The sequence below is a fragment of the Rhodococcus sp. BE178 genome, assembly GCF_050433545.1.
Taxonomy (GTDB): Bacteria; Actinomycetota; Actinomycetes; order Mycobacteriales; family Mycobacteriaceae; genus Prescottella.
In genome coordinates, this window is sequence record NZ_JBNPXA010000008.1 from 49,526 (window position 1) to 72,010 (window position 22,485).

At 68.0% G+C, this 22,485-nt stretch carries 24 protein-coding genes; 15 read left to right on the plus strand and 9 right to left on the minus strand.

Annotated features, from left to right (window positions below; translation table 11 throughout):
• Window positions 1-133 precede the first annotated feature (133 nt).
• Window positions 134-943 (minus strand): SDR family oxidoreductase, encoded by an 810-nt coding sequence (locus J2X34_RS15620; protein ID WP_429518229.1) that lies wholly within the window; start codon window positions 941-943, stop codon window positions 134-136.
• Window positions 940-2,151, minus strand: a complete 1,212-nt coding sequence (locus J2X34_RS15625) for an acyl-CoA dehydrogenase family protein (protein ID WP_429518231.1) — start codon at window positions 2,149-2,151, stop codon at window positions 940-942. The genes J2X34_RS15620 and J2X34_RS15625 overlap by 4 nt, the downstream gene beginning before the upstream one ends.
• 76 nt (window positions 2,152-2,227) lie before the next feature.
• On the opposite strand from J2X34_RS15625, the gene J2X34_RS15630 reads away from it, so the two are divergent.
• Genes J2X34_RS15630 through J2X34_RS15650 form a run of 5 tightly spaced genes read left to right on the plus strand, consistent with a single transcriptional unit; the run spans window position 2,228 to window position 7,932 of the window.
• Window positions 2,228-3,805 (plus strand): FadD3 family acyl-CoA ligase, encoded by a 1,578-nt coding sequence (locus tag J2X34_RS15630; RefSeq protein ID WP_429518411.1) that lies wholly within the window; start codon window positions 2,228-2,230, stop codon window positions 3,803-3,805.
• Window positions 3,802-4,683: an enoyl-CoA hydratase gene (locus J2X34_RS15635; RefSeq protein WP_429518233.1), complete on the plus strand. Its 882-nt coding sequence runs from the start codon at window positions 3,802-3,804 to the stop codon at window positions 4,681-4,683. The genes J2X34_RS15630 and J2X34_RS15635 overlap by 4 nt, the downstream gene beginning before the upstream one ends.
• Window positions 4,683-5,822 carry an acyl-CoA dehydrogenase family protein gene (locus tag J2X34_RS15640; RefSeq protein WP_114723624.1) on the plus strand — a complete coding sequence of 380 codons (1,140 nt, stop codon included), beginning with the start codon at window positions 4,683-4,685 and terminating at the stop codon, window positions 5,820-5,822. The genes J2X34_RS15635 and J2X34_RS15640 overlap by 1 nt, the downstream gene beginning before the upstream one ends.
• The gene (locus tag J2X34_RS15645; RefSeq protein ID WP_429518236.1) at window positions 5,819-6,808 is read left to right on the plus strand and encodes an acyl-CoA dehydrogenase family protein; all 990 of its coding nucleotides are present in this window, start codon (window positions 5,819-5,821) and stop codon (window positions 6,806-6,808) included. The genes J2X34_RS15640 and J2X34_RS15645 overlap by 4 nt, the downstream gene beginning before the upstream one ends.
• Window positions 6,805-7,932, plus strand: a complete 1,128-nt coding sequence (locus J2X34_RS15650) for an acyl-CoA dehydrogenase family protein (protein ID WP_429518238.1) — start codon at window positions 6,805-6,807, stop codon at window positions 7,930-7,932. Before J2X34_RS15645 ends, J2X34_RS15650 begins: the two co-directional genes overlap by 4 nt.
• A gap of 73 nt (window positions 7,933-8,005) precedes the next feature.
• On the opposite strand, the gene J2X34_RS15655 is transcribed toward J2X34_RS15650, so the two are convergent.
• Both J2X34_RS15655 and J2X34_RS15660 read right to left on the minus strand, forming a co-directional pair.
• Window positions 8,006-8,647, minus strand: a complete 642-nt coding sequence (locus J2X34_RS15655; protein ID WP_114723627.1) for a ScbR family autoregulator-binding transcription factor — start codon at window positions 8,645-8,647, stop codon at window positions 8,006-8,008.
• Window positions 8,648-8,742: 95 nt separating this feature from the next.
• The gene (locus tag J2X34_RS15660) at window positions 8,743-9,555 is read right to left on the minus strand and encodes an HAD-IIB family hydrolase (protein WP_114723628.1); all 813 of its coding nucleotides are present in this window, start codon (window positions 9,553-9,555) and stop codon (window positions 8,743-8,745) included.
• Window positions 9,556-9,655: 100 nt separating this feature from the next.
• Here J2X34_RS15660 and J2X34_RS15665 point away from each other — a divergent pair, with 100 nt between their 5' ends.
• From J2X34_RS15665 to J2X34_RS15690, 6 genes are all read left to right on the plus strand, one after another.
• Window positions 9,656-9,985, plus strand: coding sequence for an ArsR/SmtB family transcription factor (locus tag J2X34_RS15665; protein ID WP_114723629.1), 330 nt, complete (start codon window positions 9,656-9,658; stop codon window positions 9,983-9,985).
• Window positions 9,985-10,641: a cation transporter gene (locus tag J2X34_RS15670; protein ID WP_258558113.1), complete on the plus strand. Its 657-nt coding sequence runs from the start codon at window positions 9,985-9,987 to the stop codon at window positions 10,639-10,641. The genes J2X34_RS15665 and J2X34_RS15670 overlap by 1 nt, the downstream gene beginning before the upstream one ends.
• 46 nt (window positions 10,642-10,687) lie before the next feature.
• Window positions 10,688-11,191: a nuclear transport factor 2 family protein gene (locus tag J2X34_RS15675; protein ID WP_429518241.1), complete on the plus strand. Its 504-nt coding sequence runs from the start codon at window positions 10,688-10,690 to the stop codon at window positions 11,189-11,191.
• A 23-nt stretch (window positions 11,192-11,214) separates the two neighbouring features.
• Window positions 11,215-12,090 (plus strand): aldo/keto reductase, encoded by an 876-nt coding sequence (locus J2X34_RS15680; RefSeq protein ID WP_114723631.1) that lies wholly within the window; start codon window positions 11,215-11,217, stop codon window positions 12,088-12,090.
• A 75-nt stretch (window positions 12,091-12,165) separates the two neighbouring features.
• Complete coding sequence (locus tag J2X34_RS15685; protein WP_114723632.1) at window positions 12,166-12,594, plus strand: cupin domain-containing protein; 429 nt, start codon at window positions 12,166-12,168, stop codon at window positions 12,592-12,594.
• 106 nt (window positions 12,595-12,700) lie between these two features.
• Complete coding sequence (locus tag J2X34_RS15690; protein ID WP_429518244.1) at window positions 12,701-13,264, plus strand: hypothetical protein; 564 nt, start codon at window positions 12,701-12,703, stop codon at window positions 13,262-13,264.
• A 12-nt stretch (window positions 13,265-13,276) separates the two neighbouring features.
• Here J2X34_RS15690 and J2X34_RS15695 read toward each other — a convergent pair whose 3' ends face one another.
• Window positions 13,277-14,482 (minus strand): cytochrome P450, encoded by a 1,206-nt coding sequence (locus J2X34_RS15695; RefSeq protein WP_429518246.1) that lies wholly within the window; start codon window positions 14,480-14,482, stop codon window positions 13,277-13,279.
• 119 nt (window positions 14,483-14,601) lie between these two features.
• Here J2X34_RS15695 and J2X34_RS15700 point away from each other — a divergent pair, with 119 nt between their 5' ends.
• The 3 genes from J2X34_RS15700 (at window position 14,602) to J2X34_RS15710 (ending at window position 18,363) form a co-directional block, all read left to right on the plus strand.
• On the plus strand, window positions 14,602-15,462 hold the full coding sequence (locus tag J2X34_RS15700; RefSeq protein ID WP_429518248.1) for an SDR family oxidoreductase: 861 nt from the start codon (window positions 14,602-14,604) through the stop codon (window positions 15,460-15,462).
• Window positions 15,459-16,190: an acetoacetate decarboxylase family protein gene (locus J2X34_RS15705; RefSeq protein ID WP_429518250.1), complete on the plus strand. Its 732-nt coding sequence runs from the start codon at window positions 15,459-15,461 to the stop codon at window positions 16,188-16,190. The genes J2X34_RS15700 and J2X34_RS15705 overlap by 4 nt, the downstream gene beginning before the upstream one ends.
• A 115-nt stretch (window positions 16,191-16,305) precedes the next feature.
• The gene (locus J2X34_RS15710) at window positions 16,306-18,363 is read left to right on the plus strand and encodes a neutral/alkaline ceramidase (RefSeq protein WP_429518252.1); all 2,058 of its coding nucleotides are present in this window, start codon (window positions 16,306-16,308) and stop codon (window positions 18,361-18,363) included.
• Between the two features lie 58 nt (window positions 18,364-18,421).
• Here J2X34_RS15710 and J2X34_RS15715 read toward each other — a convergent pair whose 3' ends face one another.
• From J2X34_RS15715 to J2X34_RS15730, 4 genes are all read right to left on the minus strand, one after another.
• Window positions 18,422-18,877 (minus strand): SRPBCC family protein, encoded by a 456-nt coding sequence (locus J2X34_RS15715; RefSeq protein ID WP_114723637.1) that lies wholly within the window; start codon window positions 18,875-18,877, stop codon window positions 18,422-18,424.
• A 270-nt stretch (window positions 18,878-19,147) separates the two neighbouring features.
• Complete coding sequence (locus J2X34_RS15720) at window positions 19,148-20,767, minus strand: solute symporter family protein (protein WP_174908077.1); 1,620 nt, start codon at window positions 20,765-20,767, stop codon at window positions 19,148-19,150.
• The gene (locus J2X34_RS15725; protein WP_254622792.1) at window positions 20,764-21,126 is read right to left on the minus strand and encodes a DUF485 domain-containing protein; all 363 of its coding nucleotides are present in this window, start codon (window positions 21,124-21,126) and stop codon (window positions 20,764-20,766) included. The genes J2X34_RS15720 and J2X34_RS15725 overlap by 4 nt, the downstream gene beginning before the upstream one ends.
• A complete protein-coding gene (locus J2X34_RS15730) occupies window positions 21,123-21,614 on the minus strand; it encodes a nuclear transport factor 2 family protein (RefSeq protein ID WP_174908076.1) in 492 nt (163 codons plus the stop codon). The genes J2X34_RS15725 and J2X34_RS15730 overlap by 4 nt, the downstream gene beginning before the upstream one ends.
• Before the next feature lie 169 nt (window positions 21,615-21,783).
• Here J2X34_RS15730 and J2X34_RS15735 point away from each other — a divergent pair, with 169 nt between their 5' ends.
• On the plus strand, window positions 21,784-22,413 hold the full coding sequence (locus J2X34_RS15735; protein ID WP_174908074.1) for a TetR/AcrR family transcriptional regulator: 630 nt from the start codon (window positions 21,784-21,786) through the stop codon (window positions 22,411-22,413).
• Window positions 22,414-22,485: the final 72 nt, after the last annotated feature.

A 22,485-nucleotide genomic window follows, 5' to 3' on the forward strand; every position in this document is an offset into this window, starting at 1 on the left:
TACCAACCAAGCGATTGCTAGGGTATCGGCGCATTTCGCCCAGTGGACAGCTTTCCACAGCGGCCGAATGTCCCATCGGTCCAGTCGAACTGAACCGATGGGACATTCGGCCACCGCAGGCACGGTCGACTACCTACGCGCGCTGGCTGGAGATCGAGACGATCTCGCCGGTGAGGTAGGTGGTGTAGTCGCTCGCGAGCATCGCGATGGTCGCGGCGATCTCCCACACCTCGGCGGCGCGGCCGAAGGCCTCGGACGAAGCCAGCTGGTCCAGCAGCTCCTCACTGGTGACCTTCGCCAGGAACGCGTGACGCGCAATGGACGGCGCGACGGCGTTGATGCGGACGCCGTACTCGGCGGCCTCGATCGCCGAGCAGCGGGTGAGCGCCATGACGCCGGCCTTGGCGGCCGCGTAGTGCGCCTGCGAGTGCTGCGCACGCCAGCCGAGCACCGACGCGTTGTTCACCAGCACACCGTTGTGTTCCACGCTCTTGAAGTAGCGCAGCGCCGCGCGGGTGGCACGGAACGTGCTGGTCAGCGTGATGTCGACGACGCGGTCCCACTGCTCGTCGGTCATGTCGACGACCGGGGTCTCGCCGCCCAGGCCGGCGTTGTTGACGAGGACGTCGATGCGGCCGAGCTTCTCGGCGGCGCCGGCGATGAGAGCGTCGACCTGCTCGGTGCTCGAGACGTCGCACACGAACGACTCGACCTGCTGGCTGCCGAACTCGGCGGACAGCTTCTCGACGGTCTCACCGAGACGACGCTCGTGGAAGTCCGAGACCAGGACGTCGGCGCCCTCGAGCAGCGCGCGACGCGCGGTGGCGAAGCCGATGCCCGTGCCGGCCGCGGCCGTCACGACGACCTTCTTGCCCTTGAGCAGGTTGTGGCCCTCGATCTCCTCGGGGGCGACGGACAGCGGGGACTTGATGGTGGCGGTCACGGGCGTGCCTCTCGGGGAAGGCCGAGCACGCGCTCGGCGATGATGTTGCGCTGGATCTCGTTGGATCCGCCGTAGATGGTGTCGGCGCGGGTGAACAGCCACAAACGCTGCAGGTCGTTCAGCTCCTCACCGGGCTCGGTGTTCTCGACACCCACCAGCGAGGCCGCACCCTGGACCTCCATGGCGAGCTCGCCGAGGCCACGGTGCCAGTTGGCCCACAGCAGCTTTGCGACCGACGCCTCGCCGCCGTTGGCGCTCGCGTCGACACTTGCGAGGGTGCGCAGCGCGTGGGCACGGATGACCTGCAGGCCCATCCACGCGCGGGAGATCTTGTTGCGGATCGCCGGATCCTTGGCCGCGCCGTTGCGCTCGGCCAGTTCGACGATCGACTCGAGCTCACGGGCGAAGCCGATCTGCTGGCCGAGAGTCGAGACGCCACGCTCGAAGGTGAGCGTGCCCATCGCGACGCCCCAGCCGTTGCCCTCGCCGCCGACGACCAGGTCCGCATCGGTGCGGGCGTTGTCGAAGAACACCTCGTTGAACTCGGAGGTACCGGTGAGCTGGATGATCGGGCGGACCTCGACACCCTCCTGGTTCATGGGAACCAGCAGGTACGACAGACCCTTGTGCCGCGAGGAGCCCGGCTCGGTGCGCGCGACCACGAAGCACCAGTCCGACAGGTGTGCGAGCGACGTCCAGACCTTCTGGCCGTTGACCGACCACTGGTCGCCGTCGAGGCGCGCGGTGGTCGACACGTTCGCAAGGTCGGAGCCCGCCCCGGGCTCGGAGTAGCCCTGGCACCACAGCTCGGTGACCGTCTTGATCCCCGGCAGGAAGCGCTTCTTCTGCTCCTCGGTGCCGAACGCGATGAGCGTCGGACCCAGCAGTTCCTCACCGATGTGACTCACGCGCGCAGGCGCATCGGCGCGCGCGTACTCCTGATGGAAGATGATCTGCTGGCTCAGCGTCGCCTCGCGTCCGCCGTATTCCTTCGGCCACCCGAGGCAGGTCCAACCGGCGGCAGCCAGGTGGCGATCCCACTCGAGGCGTTCCTCGAACGCCTCGTGTTCACGCCCCGGCCCGCCCAGGCCCTTCAGCTCGGCAAACTTCCCGGAAAGGTTCTCTTCGAGCCATTCGCGAATTTCCCGCGCAAAGGCCTCGTCAGCAGCTGCCTGCTCGCTGGTCTCAATACCCTGGCTAACGTCCACAGCGATACGGTACCCTACCAAGCACTTGCTTTGTATAGAGGTTCTGCCTCGTTGAGGAGAGATTGTGAGCACGAATGTGACCACCGAGCCCCGGACGACCCCGGCTGCGCTGTGGCGCGCCGCTGAGCAATTCGGATCGAACGAGGCTGTAGCGGACGGATCCGACCGGACCACCTACACCGAGCTGCTCGAACGGGTCCGCCTCGCGGCCCGGGCGTTCATGGCGAAGGGCGTCGAGGCGGGCGACCGCGTCGCGGTATGGGCCCCCAACACTCATCACTGGATCGAGGCGTTCCTCGCCGCGCAGTACGTCGGCGCGACGCTCGTCCCGATCAGCACCCGCTACACCGGTCACGAGGCCCTCGACCTGCTCGAGCGCACCCGGGCAAAGGTCCTGGTCGTCCCCGATCGCTTCCTCAAGAACGATCGCCTCGCGGACGTCCTGAAGGCCGCCGGACCCGAGGGCATCCCGACGCTGAAGCTCGTGCTCCGCACGCCGTCGGACGATCCCTCCGCCGGCGCCCCGACCACCGAGTTCCCCGGCGGCGAGATCCTCGAGTGGGATCAGCTCGCGGCCGCTGCCGAGCCGGTTTCCGCCGACGACGCTGATGCGCGTGCTCGCGCCGTCTCCCCCGATGACGTCGCCGACATCCTGTTCACGTCCGGGACCACCGGGAAGAGCAAGGGCGTCATGACGGCTCACCGCCAGACCGTCGGCATCGCCGACGCGTGGGCGGACTGCGCCGAGGTCGACAGCAACGACCGTTACCTCGTCATCAACCCGTTCTTCCACACGTTCGGCTACAAGGCCGGAATCATGGTGTGCATCCTGCGTGGCGCCACCATCGTGCCGGCCGCGGTCTTCGACGTCCCCACGATCATGACGACGATCGCGAACGAGAAGATCAGCGTGCTGCCGGGCGCCCCGACCATCCACCAGACGATCCTCGACTTCCCGACCCGCGACGAGTACGACCTGTCGAGCCTGCGCGTCGCGATCACCGGCGCCGCCGCGGTGCCCGTCGTTCTCGTCGAGCGCATGCAGGCCGAACTCGGCTACGACGCCGTCATCACCGCCTACGGCCAGACCGAGGCCGTCGTGGTGACGATGTGCCGCACCGACGACGACCCGGTCACCGTGTCGACGTCGTCCGGTCGCGCGATCCCCGGCATGGAAGTCAGGATCGGCGACCACGGCGAGATCCTGGTGCGCGGCGACAACGTCATGCTCGGCTACCTGGACGACCCCGAGTCGACGAAGAAGACGATCGATCCGGACGGCTGGCTACACACCGGAGACGTCGGCGTGCTCGACGAGCGCGGCTACCTCGACATCACCGACCGCCTCAAGGACATGTACATCTCGGGCGGCTTCAACGTGTACCCCGCCGAGATCGAGAACGCCCTCGCACGAATGGATTCCCTCGCCGAGGCGGCCGTGATCGGCATCCCCGACGAGCGGATGGGCGAGGTGGGCCGCGCCTACGTCGTACCGAGGCCCGGCGTCACCGTGACCGCGGAGGATGTCATCGCGTTCTGCAAGGAGCGCCTGGCGAACTTCAAGATTCCGCGCGAGGTGACGGTCGTCGGCGCACTGCCGCGCAACCCGTCGGGCAAGGTCCTCAAGAACGATCTGCGCGAGGGCAAGGCATGACCGTCGCCCACAGTGTTTCCGATCGGGGCGATGTTCCCGACGAGGGCGATGTCGTCACGTACGAGGTCCGCGACCATGTCGCGTACGTGACGATGAACCGTCCCGACTTCCGCAACGCGCAGAACTCGGTGATGACGTACGCGCTCGACGCCGCATTCGTGCGGGCCGTCGAGGACGACGACGTGAAGGTGATAGTGCTGGCCGGGAACGGCGAGCACTTCAGCGGCGGCCACGACATCGGCACGCAGGGTCGCGACCATCACGTGCACTACGAGAACAAGGCCGCCCTGTGGTGGGATCACCTCGACAAGCCTGGCGGTGACCAGCGTTTCGCCCGCGAGACCGAGGTGTACCTGGGGATGTGCCGCCGCTGGCGGGAGATCCCGAAGCCGATGATCGCCCAGATCCACGGCGCGTGCATCGCCGGCGGCCTGATGCTCGCATGGTGCTGCGACCTGATCATCGCGTCGGAGGACGCGTTCTTCTCGGATCCCGTTGTCCGGATGGGCATCCCGGGTGTCGAGTACTTCGCGCACCCGTGGGTGCTGGGGTCGCGGTTCGCGAAGGAGATCCTGTTCACCGGCGACCGCTTCACCGCGCAGCGCGCGTACGAGGTGGGCATGGTCAATCGGGTGGTGCCGCGCACCGACCTCGAGGCCGAGACGCTCGCTCTCGCCGGCCGTGTCGCGGAGATGCCGCGCTTCGGTCTGGCACTCACCAAGAAGGCCGTCAACCAGTGCGAGGACCTGATGGGTCAGCGGGCCGGTATGGATTCGGTGTTCGGCCTGCACCACTTTGCCCACGCACACAATGCCGAGGTGGGCAGGGACTCGCTGGGTGGAATGGACGTCAACAGTATGAAAGCGAAGGCGAAATAGTGGATCTCGAACTGGACGAAAAGGCCCGCGCCTTCCAGCTGGAAGTGCGCGAATGGCTCGCGGCTAACGTCCCGGCACAGCCGCTGCCGTCGATGGACACCGCGGAGGGCTTCGAGGCTCACCGCGAGTGGGAGCACAAGCTGGCCGACGCCCGCCTGTCGACCGTCGCGTGGCCGGTCGAGTACGGCGGCCGCGACGCGTCGATGATCGAGTGGGTCCTCTTCGAGGAGGAGTACTACAAGGCCGGCGCCCCCGGGCGGGTCAGCCAGAACGGCATCTTCCTGTTCGCGCCGACGCTGTTCGAGCACGGCACCGAGGAGCAGCTCGCGCGCATCATGCCGAGCATGTCGAACGCCGACGTCATCTGGGCGCAGGCGTGGTCCGAGCCGGAGGCCGGCAGCGACCTGGCAGGCATCCGTTCGACGGCCCGCCGCACCGAGGGCGGCTGGATCCTCAACGGCCAGAAGACGTGGAGCTCGCGCGCCACGTACGCCGACTGGGGCTTCGGCATGTTCCGCACCGACCCGGAGGCGCAGCGCCACAAGGGCCTGACGTACTTCATGTTCCCGCTGAACGTGGACGGCGTCACGGTGCGCCCGATCCCGCAGCTCGACGGCGAGCCCGGCTTCGCGGAGATCTTCTTCGAGGACGTCTTCGTCCCGGACACCGACGTCGTCGGTGAGGTCAACAACGGCTGGCGCGTCGCGATGAGCACCGCCAGCAACGAGCGTGGCCTGTCGCTGCGCAGCCCGGGCCGCTTCACCTCCGCGGTCGATCGCCTGGTCGAGGTGTGGAAGGCCGAGAGCGAACCGGCCGATACGTCCTCCAGAGACCGCGTCGTCGACGCGTGGATCGGCGCCGAGGCCTACCGCCTGCACACGTGGGGCACCGTCACCCGCATGCTCGAGGGTGTCCCCCTCGGCGTCGAGGGCTCGATCAACAAGATCTTCTGGTCGGAGCTCGACGTCCGCATCCACGAGACGGCCCTCGACCTGCTGGGCGCCGACGGCGAGCTCGCCGGCAAGTGGCAGGACGGGTACCTGTTCTCGCTGTCCGGCCCGATCTACGCCGGCACCAACGAAATTCAGCGCAACATCGTTGCCGAGCGGATGCTCGGACTCCCGAAGGCGGATCGATGAAATTCTCCCTGTCCACCGAGCAGCGCGATTTCGCGGACAGCCTCCGCGGCATGCTCGCCAACGCCAACACCCCGGCCGTCGTCCGGTCGTGGGGTGAGAACGACACCGCTTCGGGTCTGGCACTGCTGCAGCAGCTGGCCGAGACCGGCGTGACCGCACTCGCCGTGCCCGAGGAGTTCGACGGCATCGGCGCGCATCCGGCCGATCTGGCCGTCGCGTTCATCGAGCTGGGCCGCGCCGCCGTCCCGGGCCCGATCCTGGAGACGGCCGCCGCCGTCCCCGCGCTGCTGTCGGCGCTCGACGACCAGCAGCTCGCGAAGCGCTTCCTGCCCGGCATCGCCGAGGGCACGTCGCTGGCGTCGCTGGTGCTCGAGCCGTCCACGCCGCGGGCGCTCGACGGTGACATCGCGGATCCGGTCCTGCGGGTCTCGGGCGACACGCTCGAGATGGTCCGCGCGACCACGCAGCTCGAGTCGGTCGACCCGGCTCGCCGCCTGTTCGAGGTCGAGTCGGTCGAGACGCTCGCGCAGGGCGCGGACGTCGCCGCCGCCGCGGAGAAGGCGTACGACCTCGCGGTCCTCGCCGCCTCGGCGCAGCTGATCGGCGCCGGTCACGCGATGATCGAGACGGCCACCGAGTACGCCAAGAACCGTTCGCAGTTCGGCCGCGTCATCGGCAGCTTCCAGGCCATCAAGCACCACCTCTCGGACGCCCTCGTGGCCGTCGAGATGGCCACCCCGCTCGTGTACGGCGCGGCGATCTCCATCGCCGAAGGTTCCGACACCATCGCCCGCGACGTGTCGGCCGCGAAGGTCGCCGCCGCGAACGCCGCCTACGTGGCCTCGCGCAAGGCACTGCAGGTGCACGGCGCCATCGGCTACACGCTCGAGTGCGATCTGTCGCTGTGGCTGACCAAGACGCGGGCGCTGCAGTCCGCGTGGGGCACCGCCTCGGCCCACCGCGCACGGATTGCGAGCGCGCTGTGAGCGGCGTCGGAGTGTTCGCGGAGGAGCAGATCGAGCTCCGCAAGACGGTTGCCCAGCTGCTCGCCAAGCGCGCCGACCCGGCCGCGCTGCGCAAGACGCTCGAGTCGGGCGAGAGCTACGACCGTGGCCTGTGGGACGTGCTGTGCCAGCAGGTCGGTGTCGCGGCGCTGGCGATCCCGGAGGAGTTCGGCGGCTTCGGTGCCACGCTCGTCGAGCAGCACCTGGTGCTCGAGGAGCTCGGCGCCGCGCTGACGCCGTCACCGATGTTCGGTTCCGCAGTCCTGGCCGCGCAGGCGATCCTGGCGACCGGCAACACGGAAGCGTGCGAGCGCCTGCTACCCGGCATCGCCGAGGGCTCGTCGATCGCGGCACTGTGCTGGGTGGGCCCCGAGGGCCACTGGCGCAGTGACGAGGTCGCGTGCACCGCATCCGGCAGCGACGCCGACGGCTACACCGTCTCGGGCACCGCGCACTACGTGCTCGACGGCGCGCACGCCGACGTGCTCATCGTCGCCGCTGCGGTCGACGGCGCGATCGCGCTGTTCGAGGTGGACCCGTCCGCCGAGGGCGTCGCCCGCCGCGAGCTGCCGACGATGGACCTGACCCGGCCGATGTCGTTGGTGGAGTTCACCTCCGCCGCGGCGGTCCGGCTCACCGCCGACGATGCGACGGACGCGCTCGAGCGCGTCCGCACCATCGCGATCGTCGCGCTGTCCGCCGAGCAGGTCGGCGCCGCCGCGCGCTGCCTGCAGATGACGGTGGACTACAGCAAGGACCGCGTGCAGTTCGGTCGCGCGATCGGCAGCTTCCAGGCCCTCAAGCACCGCATGGCCGAGCTGTACTTCCAGGTCGAGACGGCCCGGTCCGCGTCGTACGCGGCGGTGTACTCGCTGAGCGAGGGCCTGCCCTCGGCCGCCGCCGACGCCGCGGTCGCGAAGGCGTACTGCTCGGAGGCGTTCAACATCGTCACCGGCGATTCGATCCAGCTGCACGGCGGCATCGCGATCACGTGGGAGCACGACGCGCACCTGTTCTTCAAGCGCGCCCACGGCAGCTCGCAGCTGTTCGGCCAGCCGGAGGAATACATCAAGGGCATGGAGTCGCTGGCGGGCCTGCCGGCCTGATTCCGTCCCCCATCAGCCGAGGGCCGGCCCGGAATTTCCGGTCCGGCCCTCGGCGTCATTCGGACCGCTCGTCTCAGTCCGCGGCCGGTGTCCAGCGGGCCGCCAGGGTCCGGTCGATCTCGCTCCGTCGATCCGGCGGAACGATCCCGGGAAGCAGCAGCGTGAGCATCTGGTCGATGCAGTCGTAGAGATCCGTCCGGGCAGTCAGCACATTCGAAACGATCTGCACGCCGGTGAAAGCCGAGACGATGAAGCGTCCGAGTTGGGCGGGAACGACCGTGTCGACCACGTCGCCCTGCGCGACGGCGTCCCGCGCGAGCCGCTCACAGCTGTCGATCCAGTCGAGGTAGGGCCGCTGGGGCCCACCGACGGCGCTCATCTCCAACGTGAGGCGGATCCCCGCTCGCACCACCGGATCCTCGACGATCGACCGGCCCATCTCGTAGCAGAGCATGACCAGTTGTTCGAGCGCGGGAGCACCGGTACGACCGATGGCCACGACCGCGTTCATCGAGATGGCGTGCTGTTCCTCGATGACGACACCGGCGAGGTCGTCCTTCGACCTGAAATGGAAATACAGCGCCCCTTTGGTGATTCCGGACAGGGCGACGATCTCGGCGAGACTGGCTCGTTCGTATCCCACGCGGTCGAACATCTCGGCGGCACCCTGGATGATCTGCTTCCGCGTGATCACCGCGCGCTCCTGTTTGAGCATTCAGCCGCACCCTTCGTCTCGCTTCTCCGACGGATTGCATCATTGCCGACGACAACGATTCGGGCCAGAGGCACCCCTGGCCGGGCGAAGCCGGTTCAGCCCCCGATCTCCTCGAGATACTGCGCGACGCCGTCGTCGTCGTTGCTCGGCAGCACCCGGTCGGCCAGCGCACGCACCTCCGGCAACGCATTCTCCGGGCACAGCGCGGTGCCGGCCCACAGCAGCATCGGCACATCGTTGACCGCGTCGCCGATCACCGCAACCTCATCGGCCGCAATGCCTCTCGCCGCGCAGAGCCGGGCGAGGGCGCTGGCCTTGGACACCCCGGACGCGGCCATCTCCACGTACGGCGCCCCCGAATGCGTCAGCTCCACGCCGTCGACGCCGGCCGCGACGGCGAGCCGGTACAGCTCGTGGCTGGGGACCTCCGGATGCCGGGCGACGATCTTGACCATCGGCTCCCCCATCCGCGGCAACTGCTCCTCGAGGATCATCTCGTCCAGGGTGCGGTGGTGGTCGGCGTAGTCGCAGAGCGCGGCGTACTCGGGTTCGGCGACGAACGTCGTCGGCCCGACGTTCGCGAACACCACGCCCGGTACGAGGGTGCGGACGCGGTCCATCGCGGCGAGTGCCTCGGTGACCTCGATCGAGACGGTGCCGGTGATCTCGGGGGTGCCGTCCGCCAGGTCGAGGGTGACCGCCCCGTTGGCGCAGATCGCCTCGCCGCGGAACCCGCACGAGCGGGCCAGTGTGTCCACCGAGTGGCGGGCGCGGGCCGTCGCCCACACCACCTCGATACCGGCGTCGCGTGCAGCGGTCATCGCGCGCGCCGTGCGCGGCGAGACCGTCCGGTCGGACCGCAGGAGGGTCCCGTCGAGGTCGGATGCCACCAGTCTGATTCGCGTCACCTGTGAATGATCCCAGCATCCCCACGGTGGTGGCCGCCCACGTCCGACCGCGCCTCTGTACACCCTTTTCTGAATACAGAATCGAATGTACTGTTGGGCCATGGAGACCCTCGTCCACCGTGACGCGCTGGCCCGGTTCGGCTACGCGTTGTCCGACCCCACGCGCGCACAGATCCTGCTGAGCCTGCGGTCGAGCCCCGGCTACCCGTCCGATCTCGCCGACACCATCGGGGTCTCCCGCCAGCTGGTGTCGAATCACCTTGCCTGCCTACGCGGTTGCGGACTGGTCGTCGCGGTACCCGAGGGCCGGCGCAGCCGGTACGAGCTCGCGGACCCGCGGATCGGGCACGCGCTCGGCGACCTCATCGGCCTCGTACTCGCCGTCGACCCGGCATGCTGCCCGGCCGCCGCGAGCGAGGGTTGCTGCTGATGGCGCCCGGCGTCGCGGTCTCGTCCGATCGACGGGCGGTCCTCGCGCGCCGCATCCGGTTCCTCGTCGCGGCCACCATCACCTACAACATGATCGAGGCGGCCGTCGCGCTCACCGAGGGCGCCCGGGTGTCGTCGGTGGCGCTGTTCGGCTTCGGACTGGACTCGGTGATCGAGGTGTCGTCGGCCGCCGCAGTGGCCTGGCAGTTCTCGGGACGCTTCCCGGAGGCACGGGAGAAGGTGGCGTTGCGGATCATCGCGTTCTCGTTCTTCGGTCTCGCCGTGTACGTCACCGTCGACGCCGTCCGCTCGCTGCTCGGTGTGGGCGAGCCACAGCATTCGACGGTAGGCATCGCGCTGGCCGCGGCGAGCCTGGCGATCATGCCGGTGCTGTCGTGGGCCCAGCGCCGGGCCGGCCGGGAGCTGGGGTCGCTGTCCGCGGTGGCGGATTCCAAGCAGACGCTGCTGTGCACCTACCTGTCCGCAGTCCTGCTGGTGGGGCTGCTGCTCAACAGCCTCGTCGGTTGGACCTGGGCGGACCCCGTCGCAGCGCTCGTCATCGCCGTCGTCGCGGTGCGTGAGGGCGTCGAGGCGTGGCGGGGCGACACATGTTGTCCCACACCGGCTGCCTCGCGCCCGGATTGCTGCGAATCGTGACGCGAATCGCCTGCGGCCGGCCGATGCGACGTGCCATGCTCCGCGCGTGAGCATCCGTTCCCTCGAAGAACTCGCCGCCCTCGAAGACCTCCGGCAGCTCAAGTACCGCTACTTCCGGACGTTGGATCTGAAGCGGTGGGACGAGTTCGCGGACACCCTGGCGGACGACGTCGTCGCCCGGTACGGGACGCACGCGCTGCGCGATCCACTGGTGTTCGAGGGCCGCGCCACGCTCGCCGGCTTCATGCGGGACTCGCTCGGTCCGGCGGTCACCACCGTCCACGTCGCGAACCACCCCGAGCTCACCGTCGACGGGTCGCGGGCGTCCGGCTCGTGGGCGTTCGAGGACACCGTCATCGTCCCGGACGCCAAGAGCGTCATCCGCGGCGCGGGCTACTACACCGACCGGTACCGGTGCGACGACGACGGCCGCTGGCGGATCGTCGAGACGTCGTACGACCGCATCTACGAGTCGATCACCTCGCTCGACGACACCCCGAGCTTCAAGTTGCTCTCCCACATGTGGGAGGCCGGTTCCCAGCAGGGCTGAGCCGGAGCTCCTAGCCTGGATCCATGACCACTCCAGAGATCACCCTGAATTCCGGAACAGTCATCCCCCAGCTCGGCCTCGGTGTGTGGCAAGCGACCAACGACGAGACCGAGCACGCCGTCCGCTTCGCCTTGGACGACGCCGGATACCGCCACATCGACACCGCCGCCGCGTACGGCAACGAGGAGGGCGTCGGACGCGGCATCGCGAACGCGTCGGTTCCCCGCGAGGACATCTTCGTCACCACCAAGCTGTGGAACTCCGACCAGGGGTACCAACCGGCCCTCGACGCATTCGACGCGAGCCTCGCGCGCCTGGGCGTCGACTACGTAGACCTGTACCTCGTCCACTGGCCGCTGCGCGACCGGAACACCCGCCTGCGCACGTGGGACGCGATGGAGAAGATCGCCGAATCGGGCCGCGCGAAGGCCGTCGGCGTGTGCAACTTCGAACCGCACCACCTGCAGGAACTCGTCGACCGCGGCGGCCTGCTGCCGGCCGTCGACCAGGTGGAGTTGCACCCGCACCTGCCGCAGCACGCGATCCGGGACTTCTCCGCCCTGCACGGCATCGCGGTGGAGTCGTGGAGCCCGCTCGGCGGCACCAGCAACTCCGGCTGGGGCAACGCGTCCAAGCCCAACACCCTGCTCGACGACCCGGTCATCACCCGTATCGGCGAACGCCACGGCAAATCGGCCGCGCAGGTCCTCATCCGCTGGCACCTGCAGAACGGACTGATCGTCATTCCGAAGTCCGTGCACGACAACCGGATCGCCCAGAACTTCGACGTCTTCGACTTCGAGCTCACCGACCGGGACCTCGCCGACATCGCCACCCTCGACGACGGCGTGCGCGTCGGCTTCCATCCGGACGAGATGAATCTCGGGGCACCCGCGTAGGCGAAAACCCCACGGTCGAGGCCGACCGGCGCGCACGATGTTCTCGCACCTCCGCAGGTTCGGGAAGGAACAGCGATGCGCCGTCGGTACCGAATTGCACTGGCCGCCACCTCCGCCGCCCTCGTACTCGGCCTGGCACCGGCAACCGCCGCCGCGACCCCCAGCGAGGGCGTCACCGGCGAGATCCTGGCCCAGGCCACGGTCGGCGGGCAGGACTACATCCTGCGCCGGATCACGATCGCACCCGGCGGCACCACGGGCTGGCACTTCCACGACGGCATGCTGTACGGCCTCGTCACGGAGGGCACGCTCACGCACTACAAGTCGGACTGCACCACCGACGGCATCTACAACGCCGGCGGAACCATCGTCGAGCCGAGCGGGCACGGATACGTCCACATGGGCCGCAATCTCGGCCCGACGCCGATGGTCCTGCACGTGCTGTACGTGAACCCGGTCGGCAGTCCGCTGTCCGAGGACGCACCCGCCCCGAGCTGCGCTTAGTCTTTCCGACTGCTCACCGACTGGCGGACAAACAGTCGGTTTCGATCGGGAGGGAAATCGTGAACGTAGGCTGCCCGATATGGGGGCTTCAAGGATTTTCGTGGGGATGACTGCGGTCGTACTACTGGCCGGTTGTGGATCGTCGGGCGACAACGCCACCACCGCGGCGCCGCAACCGACCACGCCGACGACCGTGCCCGACCTGGTGGAACCAACCTGTCTGGCCGGCAATCTCCTCGGATTCTCGGGTCTGCCCCAGACCGCGCCGCCCGTGCCCGACCCGATGCCGATCCCGGACGACTTCGCCCCGGTCCGCGTCGTCACGTGCGGAGACGACGGGGATGCCAGCGTCGCCGACGACCACACCGTCTCGTGGGTCGAGGAGCGTCGCGGGGGCGACATGACGGCGATCATCGCCGGCTACCGGCTCCCCTCCGAACCGCCCGACGAACAACCCTGCCGTATCGATCAGCCGACGCCACCGATCGTCTGGCTCGTCAACGAGAACGGACTCGGCCTGCGGGCACCGGGTCTGCCGACCGGCGAGTGCGGCGCGTTCAAGTGGGACGCGATCACCGCGATCCGTGCGCTGCCGCTCACCGAGCGGATCGTGCACCGGATCCCGCTGTCCCCGACGATGGAGGCCCGTTTCAACGGCGAACCGGGATGACCCGCCACGACCTCAACTATGCTGCGCTGCAGTAAATTTCACCGGCATCGCCTCGAGCCCTGACACGAAGTTCGCCGGCCGCCGCGACAGTGGCTCGCTCGTCGCCAGGGCAATGTCGGGCAGCCGGGCCAGGAGTCGCTCGAACATCATGTTCCCCTCGAGCCGGGCCAACTGGTTGCCGAGGCAGAAGTGGGTACCGAAGCCGAAGGCCACGTGCGGGTTCGGGGAGCGTCCGATGTCGAAGCGGTCCGGGTCGTCGAACACGGCCCCGTCGAAGTTGGCGGATTCGAAGAGCAGCAGCATCTTCTCGCCTTCCTTCAGGTCGGTTCCGAGGAACGTGGTGTCGCGGGTGAGCGTGCGGGCCATGTTCTTGATCGGCGACACCCAGCGCAGCATCTCCTCGATCGCCAGCGGAATGCCCGACGGATCGGCCACCAGTCGGTCGCGCTGATCCTCGTGCCGCATCAGCTGTTCCATGCCGCCGCTGAGGACATGCCGGGTGGTCTCGTCACCGCCGATGAGGATCAGCAGCGACTCGTTCACGATCTCCTGGTCGTCGAGTCGCCGGCCGTCGATCTCGGCGTGCACGAGGATGCTGATCAGGTCGTCGGTGGGGTTCTCCCGCCGCTCCGCGATGGTGCGGAACGTGAACTCGTTGAACGCGATGTACGCGTCCATCATCGCCTTCAGCTGTTCCTCGGTCGCGTTGCTGCCCAATGCCTTCACCAGATCGTCGGACCAGCGCAGGAACGTCTCGCGCTCCTCGGGCCGAACCCCGAGCATGTCGCCGATGACCGCCATCGGCAGCGGCGCCGCGAGGTCGGCGACGAAGTCGCACTCCCCCTTCTCGCACACCGCGTCGATCAACTGATCGCAGATCTCACGGATCCGCCCGATCTTCGCCTCCACCTTCTTGCGGGTGAAGCCGGTGTTCACGAGCCGCCGACGCTGCAGGTGTGCGGGGTCGTCCATGTCGATCATCTGCGGCAACGGGCCGGTCTCGGGGCGGATCCCGCCCGCGTTGGAGAACAGGCCCGGATCGCGCTCGGCGGCGATCAGCGCCGCATACGTCGTCGCGGCCGCCATCCCGTTCCGGTCCCGGAACACCGGTTGATGCGCCCGCATCCACGCGTACGCCGCGCGGGGGTCACCCAGTTCGCCGGCGTAGAAACGCCCGTCGAGCAGATCCGTGTCCTTCACGTTGTTCACGATCGTCATCCGGTGCTCCTCGGTCCGTACGGACAAACTGGAAGGCCTCGACAATCACCCAAACCTGCCCCGATAGTAGAACTTGTTCCTACTATCGGCGGGGTATCGGACACACGAGGGGAGACGTGATGAGTTCGGACGGCGTATCCGGGACCTTCACCGGACGATCGATCCTGGTCACAGGAGGTGGCAGCGGCATCGGCCTGGGCATCGCGCAGGCTCTCGTCGCCGAGGGTGCCCACGTCACGATCTGCGGCCGCAGCGCGGACAAGCTGTCGACCGCGGCCGAGAAGATCGCCGCGACCGGTGCGTTCGCGTCGGGCGGGTCGATCTCCACCGTCGCGGCGGACGTCACCGACGAGGCCGACGTCGCCCGTGCCGTGGCCCGCGCGATGGAGACCACCGGGCGACTGGACGGCGTCGTCGCGTGCGCCGGCGGCAACGAGACCATCGCACCCGTCACGCAGCTCGACGCCGACGCGTGGCGCCGCACCGTCGACCTCAACGTCACCGGCACGATGCTCACCATCAAGCATGGGGCCCGCGCGCTCGTCGCGGCCGGCGGCGGCGCGATCGTCGCGATCTCGTCGATCGCCGCCAGCAACACGCACCGCTGGTTCGGCGCCTACGGCGTCTCCAAGTCCGGCGTCGATCATCTCGTCCAGCTCGCCGCGGACGAACTGGGCGCCAGCGGGGTTCGCGTCAACGGCATCCGTCCGGGACTGACCCGGACCGATCTGGTCGCGATGATCACCGACGGCGGACCGATCCTCGACGACTACATGGCGTGCACTCCCCTCGCGCGAGTCGGCGAGGTGGACGACATCGCCGGGCTCGCCAAGTTCCTGCTCGGTCCGGAGTCCACGTGGATCACCGGGCAGGTGATCAACGTCGACGGCGGCCAGATGCTGCGCCGCGGACCCGACTTCACGTCGATGCTCGAACAGGTCTACGGCGCCGACGGACTGCGCGGGGTGGTGTCGGAGTGAGTGCGCATGAGGTGCTCGGCCGACGGGTCGACATGCCCGTCGAGATCCGCGCCGCCACCGCGTTCATGGCGATGTACTCGGTCCCGACCGCGGCCGCCCAGGCGCTCATCGACTACACCGGGCTCGAGATCCTGCAGTTCCGCCCCGGGCGCGGCCTGTGTGGCCTGGTGTTCGTCGACTACGTGGACGGAGACCTCGGCCCGTACAACGAATTCGGCGTCACGTTCATGGTCCGCAACCACCGCGGTCGGGGACGGTCGTCGGTGCTCGGCGACCTGCGGGCACTGGTCACGGGGCAGGCCGGCGCCCTCATTCACCAACTGCCCGTCGACGGCGAGTTCACCCTGGCCGCGGGCCGTGGGATCTGGGGATTCCCCAAGATCCTGGCCGACTTCGAGGCCGACCACACCAGTGACGTCCGCCGTGGCAAGGTCAGCCAGGACGGCCGGCTCATCGCCGAACTCACCGTCAAGCAGGGCATCCCGACACCCGGCGGCGGCGCCAACACCTCACTCGAGGCGTACTCGCACATCGACGGCGTCACCCGGCACACGGCCTGGGACATGAATCCAAGCGGCGTCCGGTCGCGGCTCGGTGGCGCCGAACTGCGTCTGGGTAACCACCCGATCGCCACCGAACTCCGGTCCCTCGGCCTGCCGCGGCGAGCGTTGATGACCACCACGATCCCCGACCTGCAGATGACCTTCGGGGACGCGGCGAAGGTCTGAACCGGGACGACACTCGACGGAAGAACCCTTGCGAAACGAGACCGACTGGTGTGTGCTTGAAGACTTGGACGTTTGATCAAGTAATGATTCTCGACCTCGCGCAAAGGACTTCGTCGTGACGATCAGTCGACGCACCGTGCTGGCCGGAGCCGCCGCCGCACCGGCGCTCGCAGCGGTTGCCGGTGCCACCGCACACGCTCTGCCCAGAACCACCGCCGCACCCGCGCGTCGCGCCGCCGACAGCCAGGGATTCCGGGTGGGCGTCGGCCTGTCCGACATGACGGGCCCTGTCGCCGAGAACGGCATGATGGGCTACTCGAGCTTCGAGCAGCGCGCGGAGGGTCTGCATCAGCGGACCCGGGTCCGCGCGTACATCTTCGCCGATGCCGACGACAACCGCGTCGTCTACGCATGCGCCGATACCTGCATGGTGTTCCAGGCCGTGCACGACGCGGTCCTGGCCCGGCTGGCCGCGAAGTTCGGTGGCCTCTACACCGAGAAGAACGTGATGCTCACGGCCGTGCACTCGCACGCGGCGTGTGGCGGTGCGTCGCAGGACTACGCGTACAGCCTCGCGACTCTCGGCTTCCAGCCGCAGGTGTTCGGCGCCGAGGTCGACGGCATGGTCGAGGCGATCGTCGCCGCGCACGACAACCTGGCCGCGGGTGTCGTCTCCTACGGACGCAGCGAGCTGAAGGACGCGAGCGTGAATCGTTCGCGTGCAGCATTCGATCGGAACCCGCAGCGCGACAAGGACTACTACCCGCTCGGAATCGACACCTCGATGCGGGTGCTCAAGATCAGCCAGGGCGGCGACAACGTCGGCGGCATCGGCTGGTTCCCCACGCATGGCGCATCGCTCACCAACAAGAACCACCTGATCTCGGGCGACAACAAGGGTGCGGCCGCGTACTTCTGGGAGCACGACGTCGCCGGCGTGCGCTACCTCGACGGTGCGCCCGGGTTCGTCGCCTGCTTCCCGCAGACCAACACCGGCGACATGTCCCCCAATCTCGACCTCGAGCCCGGACACGGCCCCACCGCCGACGAGTTCGAGAACGCGCGGCTCATCGGTGAACGTCAGGTGACCGCGGCCCGGACGGCGTTCAAGGCTGCGTCACCGCTGGCGTCGACCACCGTCGACAGCCGAATCATCTACCTGGACATGGCCGACCAGCTGGTGGACGGCAAGTACACGTCCGACGGGCAGCCGCGCCGCACCGCACCCGCGTGCGTGGGCGCCGCGATGGCTGCGGGTAGCACCGAGGACGGCCCCGCGATCGAGATCTTCACCGAGGGCACCCGCAACCCGCTGATCGACGCCCTCGGCGGCATCGACACCCCCACCCCGCAGTGGCTCGCCGACGCGCAGGCCCCCAAGCTGGTGCTGGTGCCCGTCGGCCTGCTGCCTCCGGACGGCTGGGTGCCGCACGTGCTCAAGATCCAGATCATCCGGATCGGCGACATCTACGTGGTCGGCGGACCGGCCGAGTTCACCATCGTCTCGGGCCTGCGGATTCGCCGCACCGTCGCCGAGGAACTCGGAGTCCCTTTGGAGAACGTCATCTTCCAGGGCTACGCCAACGCGTACTCGAGCTACTGCACGACGCCCGAGGAGTACGACGCCCAGCAGTACGAGGGTGGTTCGACGCTGTTCGGCCGCAACACCCTGCCCGCCTACCAGCAGGGGTTCGCGAAGTTGGCCGCGGCGATGAAGACCGGTGCCCAGGTCCCCCGCGGCCCGGCACCGCGCGACCTGTCCGGTTTCCAGCCCGGCTTCGGGCAGGACTTCCCGGTCGACGAGCCACTGCCCGGACGCGCGTTCGGTGACGTGGTGGTCCAGCCCGCCGGCAGCGCCGGGGTGGGCGATCAGGTGGCCGTCGAGTTCGTCACCGGACATCCCAAGAACGACCTGCACCGCCGCGGAACGTATTTCGAGGTGCAGCGCCGCGACGGCGGCCGCTGGGTGCGGCACGCCGACGACGGCGACTGGGCCACCAAGTACCGGTGGCGCCGCGAAGTCCTGGGCGCATCGATCGCGCGCATCACCTGGGACGTCCCGACCGGAACTCCGTCGGGCACGTACCGGATCCAGCACTTCGGCGACCGCAAGGCCCAGGACGGCGCGGTGTCCCCCTTCACCGGCACATCCGCGGAGTTCACCGTCCGCTGAGCCGCCTGTCGAAAGCTGAAGGGCCCCTTCGTGCGCTGTCGGCGCGTGAAGGGATCCTTCAGCCGTTCGGGGTCTCGAGAATCGTCTTGGCGTTCTCCAGATTGCCGTGCACGTCGCGGGCGTACAGCTTCATCGCGACCGAGTCGGCGAACTTGAACAGTCCCGGACTGGGCTTGGCGTCCACCTTGAACGTCACCCGCGTCGCCCCGTCGCCGTCCCCGTCGAAGTCGAGCTCGCGGGTGTACTCGACGCGCGAGTCGCGCGACTCGAACCCGATCCGCTTGTTCTCCTCGTACGCGGTGATCTCCTCCGTCGCCTCGACCTTCACGCCGGCAACCTTGAGAGTGGTCGACGCGACCGAACCCACCTCGTCGGGAGCACCGGAGACCATCCGGTAATCGACGACGTCGCTCGACCATTCGGTGGCCTTGTCCGGATCGGAGAGGTAGCTGAACACATCCGCGATCGGTCGGTCGATGACAACGGAATCGCTCATACTGAGCGTCTTGGCCATGGATCTCACATCCTCAACTGGAGGCGACCGTCGACGCGTCACGCAAGTCGTGAACACACCCGCGCCGATCAGGCACTCGGGTAATGGATTTCGCGGTACGCATACTGTTTCAGGAATGCGGTGACCGCCGGATCACGCGGCGCCCAGGGAGGCTACCTCACGTGTACCAATCCCAATCCTAGACCCGCACACCGCCCCGATGAAGGCCCCCAACGAGTTGGAGGGTCCCTTCACGCGCTGCGCGCGCATGAAGGGACCCTCCAACTCAACTCAGTGCGACGCCGCCACCTCGGCGCCGATTCCGGTTTCCGCGCGGACCAACATCTCCGCAAACTTCTCGTCGGCATCTTCGCGCGACTCGACCCGCCGCTCCCCCAGAAACGAGCCGACGACACAGGCCACCAGGCCGAGCGGCAGTGTGATGATCACCGGAAGCTGGATGTGCAGCGGCGCCGGACCACTGCCCATCCACAGGGCCTCGGTGAACATGAGGCTCACGATCGTCGACACCAGTCCGACGACAATGCCCCACACCGCGCCGGTGCTGTTGAACCTGCGCCAGTTCAAGCTCAGCAGCAGGCTCGGCAGGTGCGCACTCCCCGCGACCATGAACGCCATGCCCATGAAGTACGTGATGTTGGTGGTGTCGCCGATCGCCATAGTCAGCAGGATCGCGATGACACTGAAGCCGACCGCGCCGAATCTGGCGACCTTCGCATCCCGTGCGTCGCCGGCAGCAGTATCGGCGACGACATCCGTAGTGTTCCCGCGATCGCGGCGGGTCAGCGTCGGCCACACGTCGCGCGCGAAGGTACCGGCAGCCGAGATGACCACGCCTGCGACGACAGCCACGATGCTGGCGAATGCCACGGCGGAGACCAAGGCCAATGCAATGGAGCCGCCGACCGTTCCGACGCCTCCTCCGAGCTCGGTCACCAGGACCGGTGCGGCGAGATTGCCTCCTGCGCCGACACGTTCGGCACCACCGTCACCGAGCACGGCGGCGGCACCGAACCCCATCAGCACCACGACGAGGTAGAAGCCACTGCACAGTGCGACGGTCCAGCCCAGCGAGCGCCGAGCCGTCGCCGCCTCGGGCACGGTGAAGAATCGAATGAGGATGTGCGCCATACCGGCTGTGCCGAGCGCGAAGGTGAGGCCGTACGAGATGAGGTTGACGGCGCCACCCGACGCGAAGATCAGCCCGGGTGACAGGACCGCGTCACCGGCAACAGCGTGCTCGGTGGCATTCGACAGCACCTTCGGGAAGCTGAAGCCGAACTTCGACAGGATGCCCAGGCCGACGATCAGCGCCAGCACCGAGAGGATCGAGGACTTGATCACCTGCACCCACGTGGTGGCGAGCATACCTCCAACGAAAACGTATATGCCCATGAGGCTTCCAGCGACGATCACCGACAGCCAGAACGGGATCCCCGACACGGACTCGAGCAGCACTCCGGCTGCCACGAGCTGCGCGAGCAACACGAACATGCCGGTCGCGATGGTGCTGAACGCGACGACCACGCGGACCCGCCGTGCCTGTGTGCGGAACACCAGCACGTCCGCGAGCGTGTACTTGCCGACGTTGCGCATCTTCTCGGCGAGCAGAAACAGCACCGGAAGGAACGACACCACCGATGCACACAGGATCACCGTGCCGTCGACACCCTTGTAGAAGATCAGGCCGGTGGTTCCGAGGAAGCTCCCCGCCGAGATGAATTCGCCGGCGATGGCAAATCCGTTCTGCCACCCGGTGATCGAGCGGCCGGCGGCGAAGAAGCCGTCTGCGCTACGACTGCGACGTGAGGCCGCGAAGGTGACCCACAGGGTCAGCGAGATCACCGCCGCGCAGATGGCGATGGCGAGGAAGTCGGGTTCGCCAGTCATGCCGAACGCTCCTGTCGGTACGGGTCGATGGCCGCGAGTGCAGCGTCAGCCGCAGGCTGGATGTAGGTCCGGGTGAGGCGGAAGTACAGGTAGACCAGCACCCAGGTGCCGGCGAACTGGGAGAACATGAGCCACAGCGACAGCGGAACGCCCGCGATCGTACTACTCCCGAGCAGGTCGGGGAGGAATGCGAACCCCAGCAAGAAGACTGCGAGCATCACGATCGCCGCAGCACCGAGACTGTTCGTCACCACACTCCGGCGACGGCGCAGTTCGACGAACTCGGCGACGCTGAGTATGTCCGACCACCGCACGGACGCGGGCGCCCCCGGACGGTCGCCGTGGACAGGCGCGCTCACGGGTTGACCGCCGCGCGCCGGGCGGTGTCGAGCGCGAAGAGGTTCTCGTCCCAACCTTCGACGAGCGGGCCGAAGAAGTGGAAGCGCACCTGCTTGACGCGGTAAACCCAGCGGCCGTCGATACGAACCACCTGGTCCTCGTAGCGGCCGGCCGCGATCGACGGAGCGCCGTCAGTGACGCACGGCTGCCAGAGGAAAGATCGCACAGTTGCGCGGTCTCCGTCCAACTCGACTTCCATGTTGGTGATGAAGTGCCAGAACGACGTGAGACCGCCCGCGGCCAGACCGGCGAAGAACTCGCGCATCTCGGAGCGACCCTTGGGGTGCGACAGTCCGTCGAACTCGCCATCCTCGGTGAACAGGTCCATCAACTCGTCCCAATTGCCGTCGTCCAGGTGCCGGCAGTACCGAGCATCGAGCTGCCGAATAGCCTCGATGTCCTCCAGTCTGCGGATCCGGTCTTCGAGTCGGTCTTCGGAAGTGCTCATGGGGTAAGCCTCCTCGTGAGGGGTATGAGCATGGGATGGGGCAGATACCGACGCCCGTTGGTTAACGTGCGTTCATGTGAGGCAGACCATAAGACCCGTGGCCCGAGTTGGTCAAGACCCACACGACTGCCCTTGATCAGCGCGGGCGCACCGCTCTACCCTCCGAGACATGAACACTCGATCGGGCGCGAACGCCCTGACCAGGACACGCACCGCGGCACACGAGGGCGTCCGTGAGCGCATCCTGGAGACCGCGCTCGACGAGTTCTATGCGGCAGGCTTCCACGGCGCGACCATGCGAAACATCGCAACGCACGCCGGCTGCAGCGCCGCCAACGTCTATAACCACTTCGAGAACAAAGCCGAACTGCTGGTCGAGATCCTGAGGGCCGCCAGCGACGAACAGTTCACCGCCACCCGTAACGCACTACGAAAAGCCGGCCCCGAGCCGGCCGACCAGTGGCGCGCGGCTGTCACCGCCCACGCCCTCTACACCGCCCGCAACCAGCGGGCCTGCGTCGTCGCGAACACCGAGCTGCGCTATCTCGAAGAGGTCGACCGCAAACGCGTCGTCGGCTCTCGCGACGCACAGGAGCACCTGTTCGTGTCAATCGCCGAAGCGGGCGTTGCCCAGGGCGTATTCGAAGTTCCCCACGTTCACCAAGCAGTCACCGCGGTACTGACCATGTGCGCGGGAATCGCGCTGTGGTTCCGGATCGATGGAGCACTCTCGGCACAGGAAGTCGCCGACACGCACGGCGTTTACGCCCTCAACCTGGTCGGATACCGAACCAGCTGACGGACCGCCCGATCCTCCCGCCGAATTCGCCTGAGTTCGGGTCCGTTGACGCCTCATGCAGCCACATGCTCT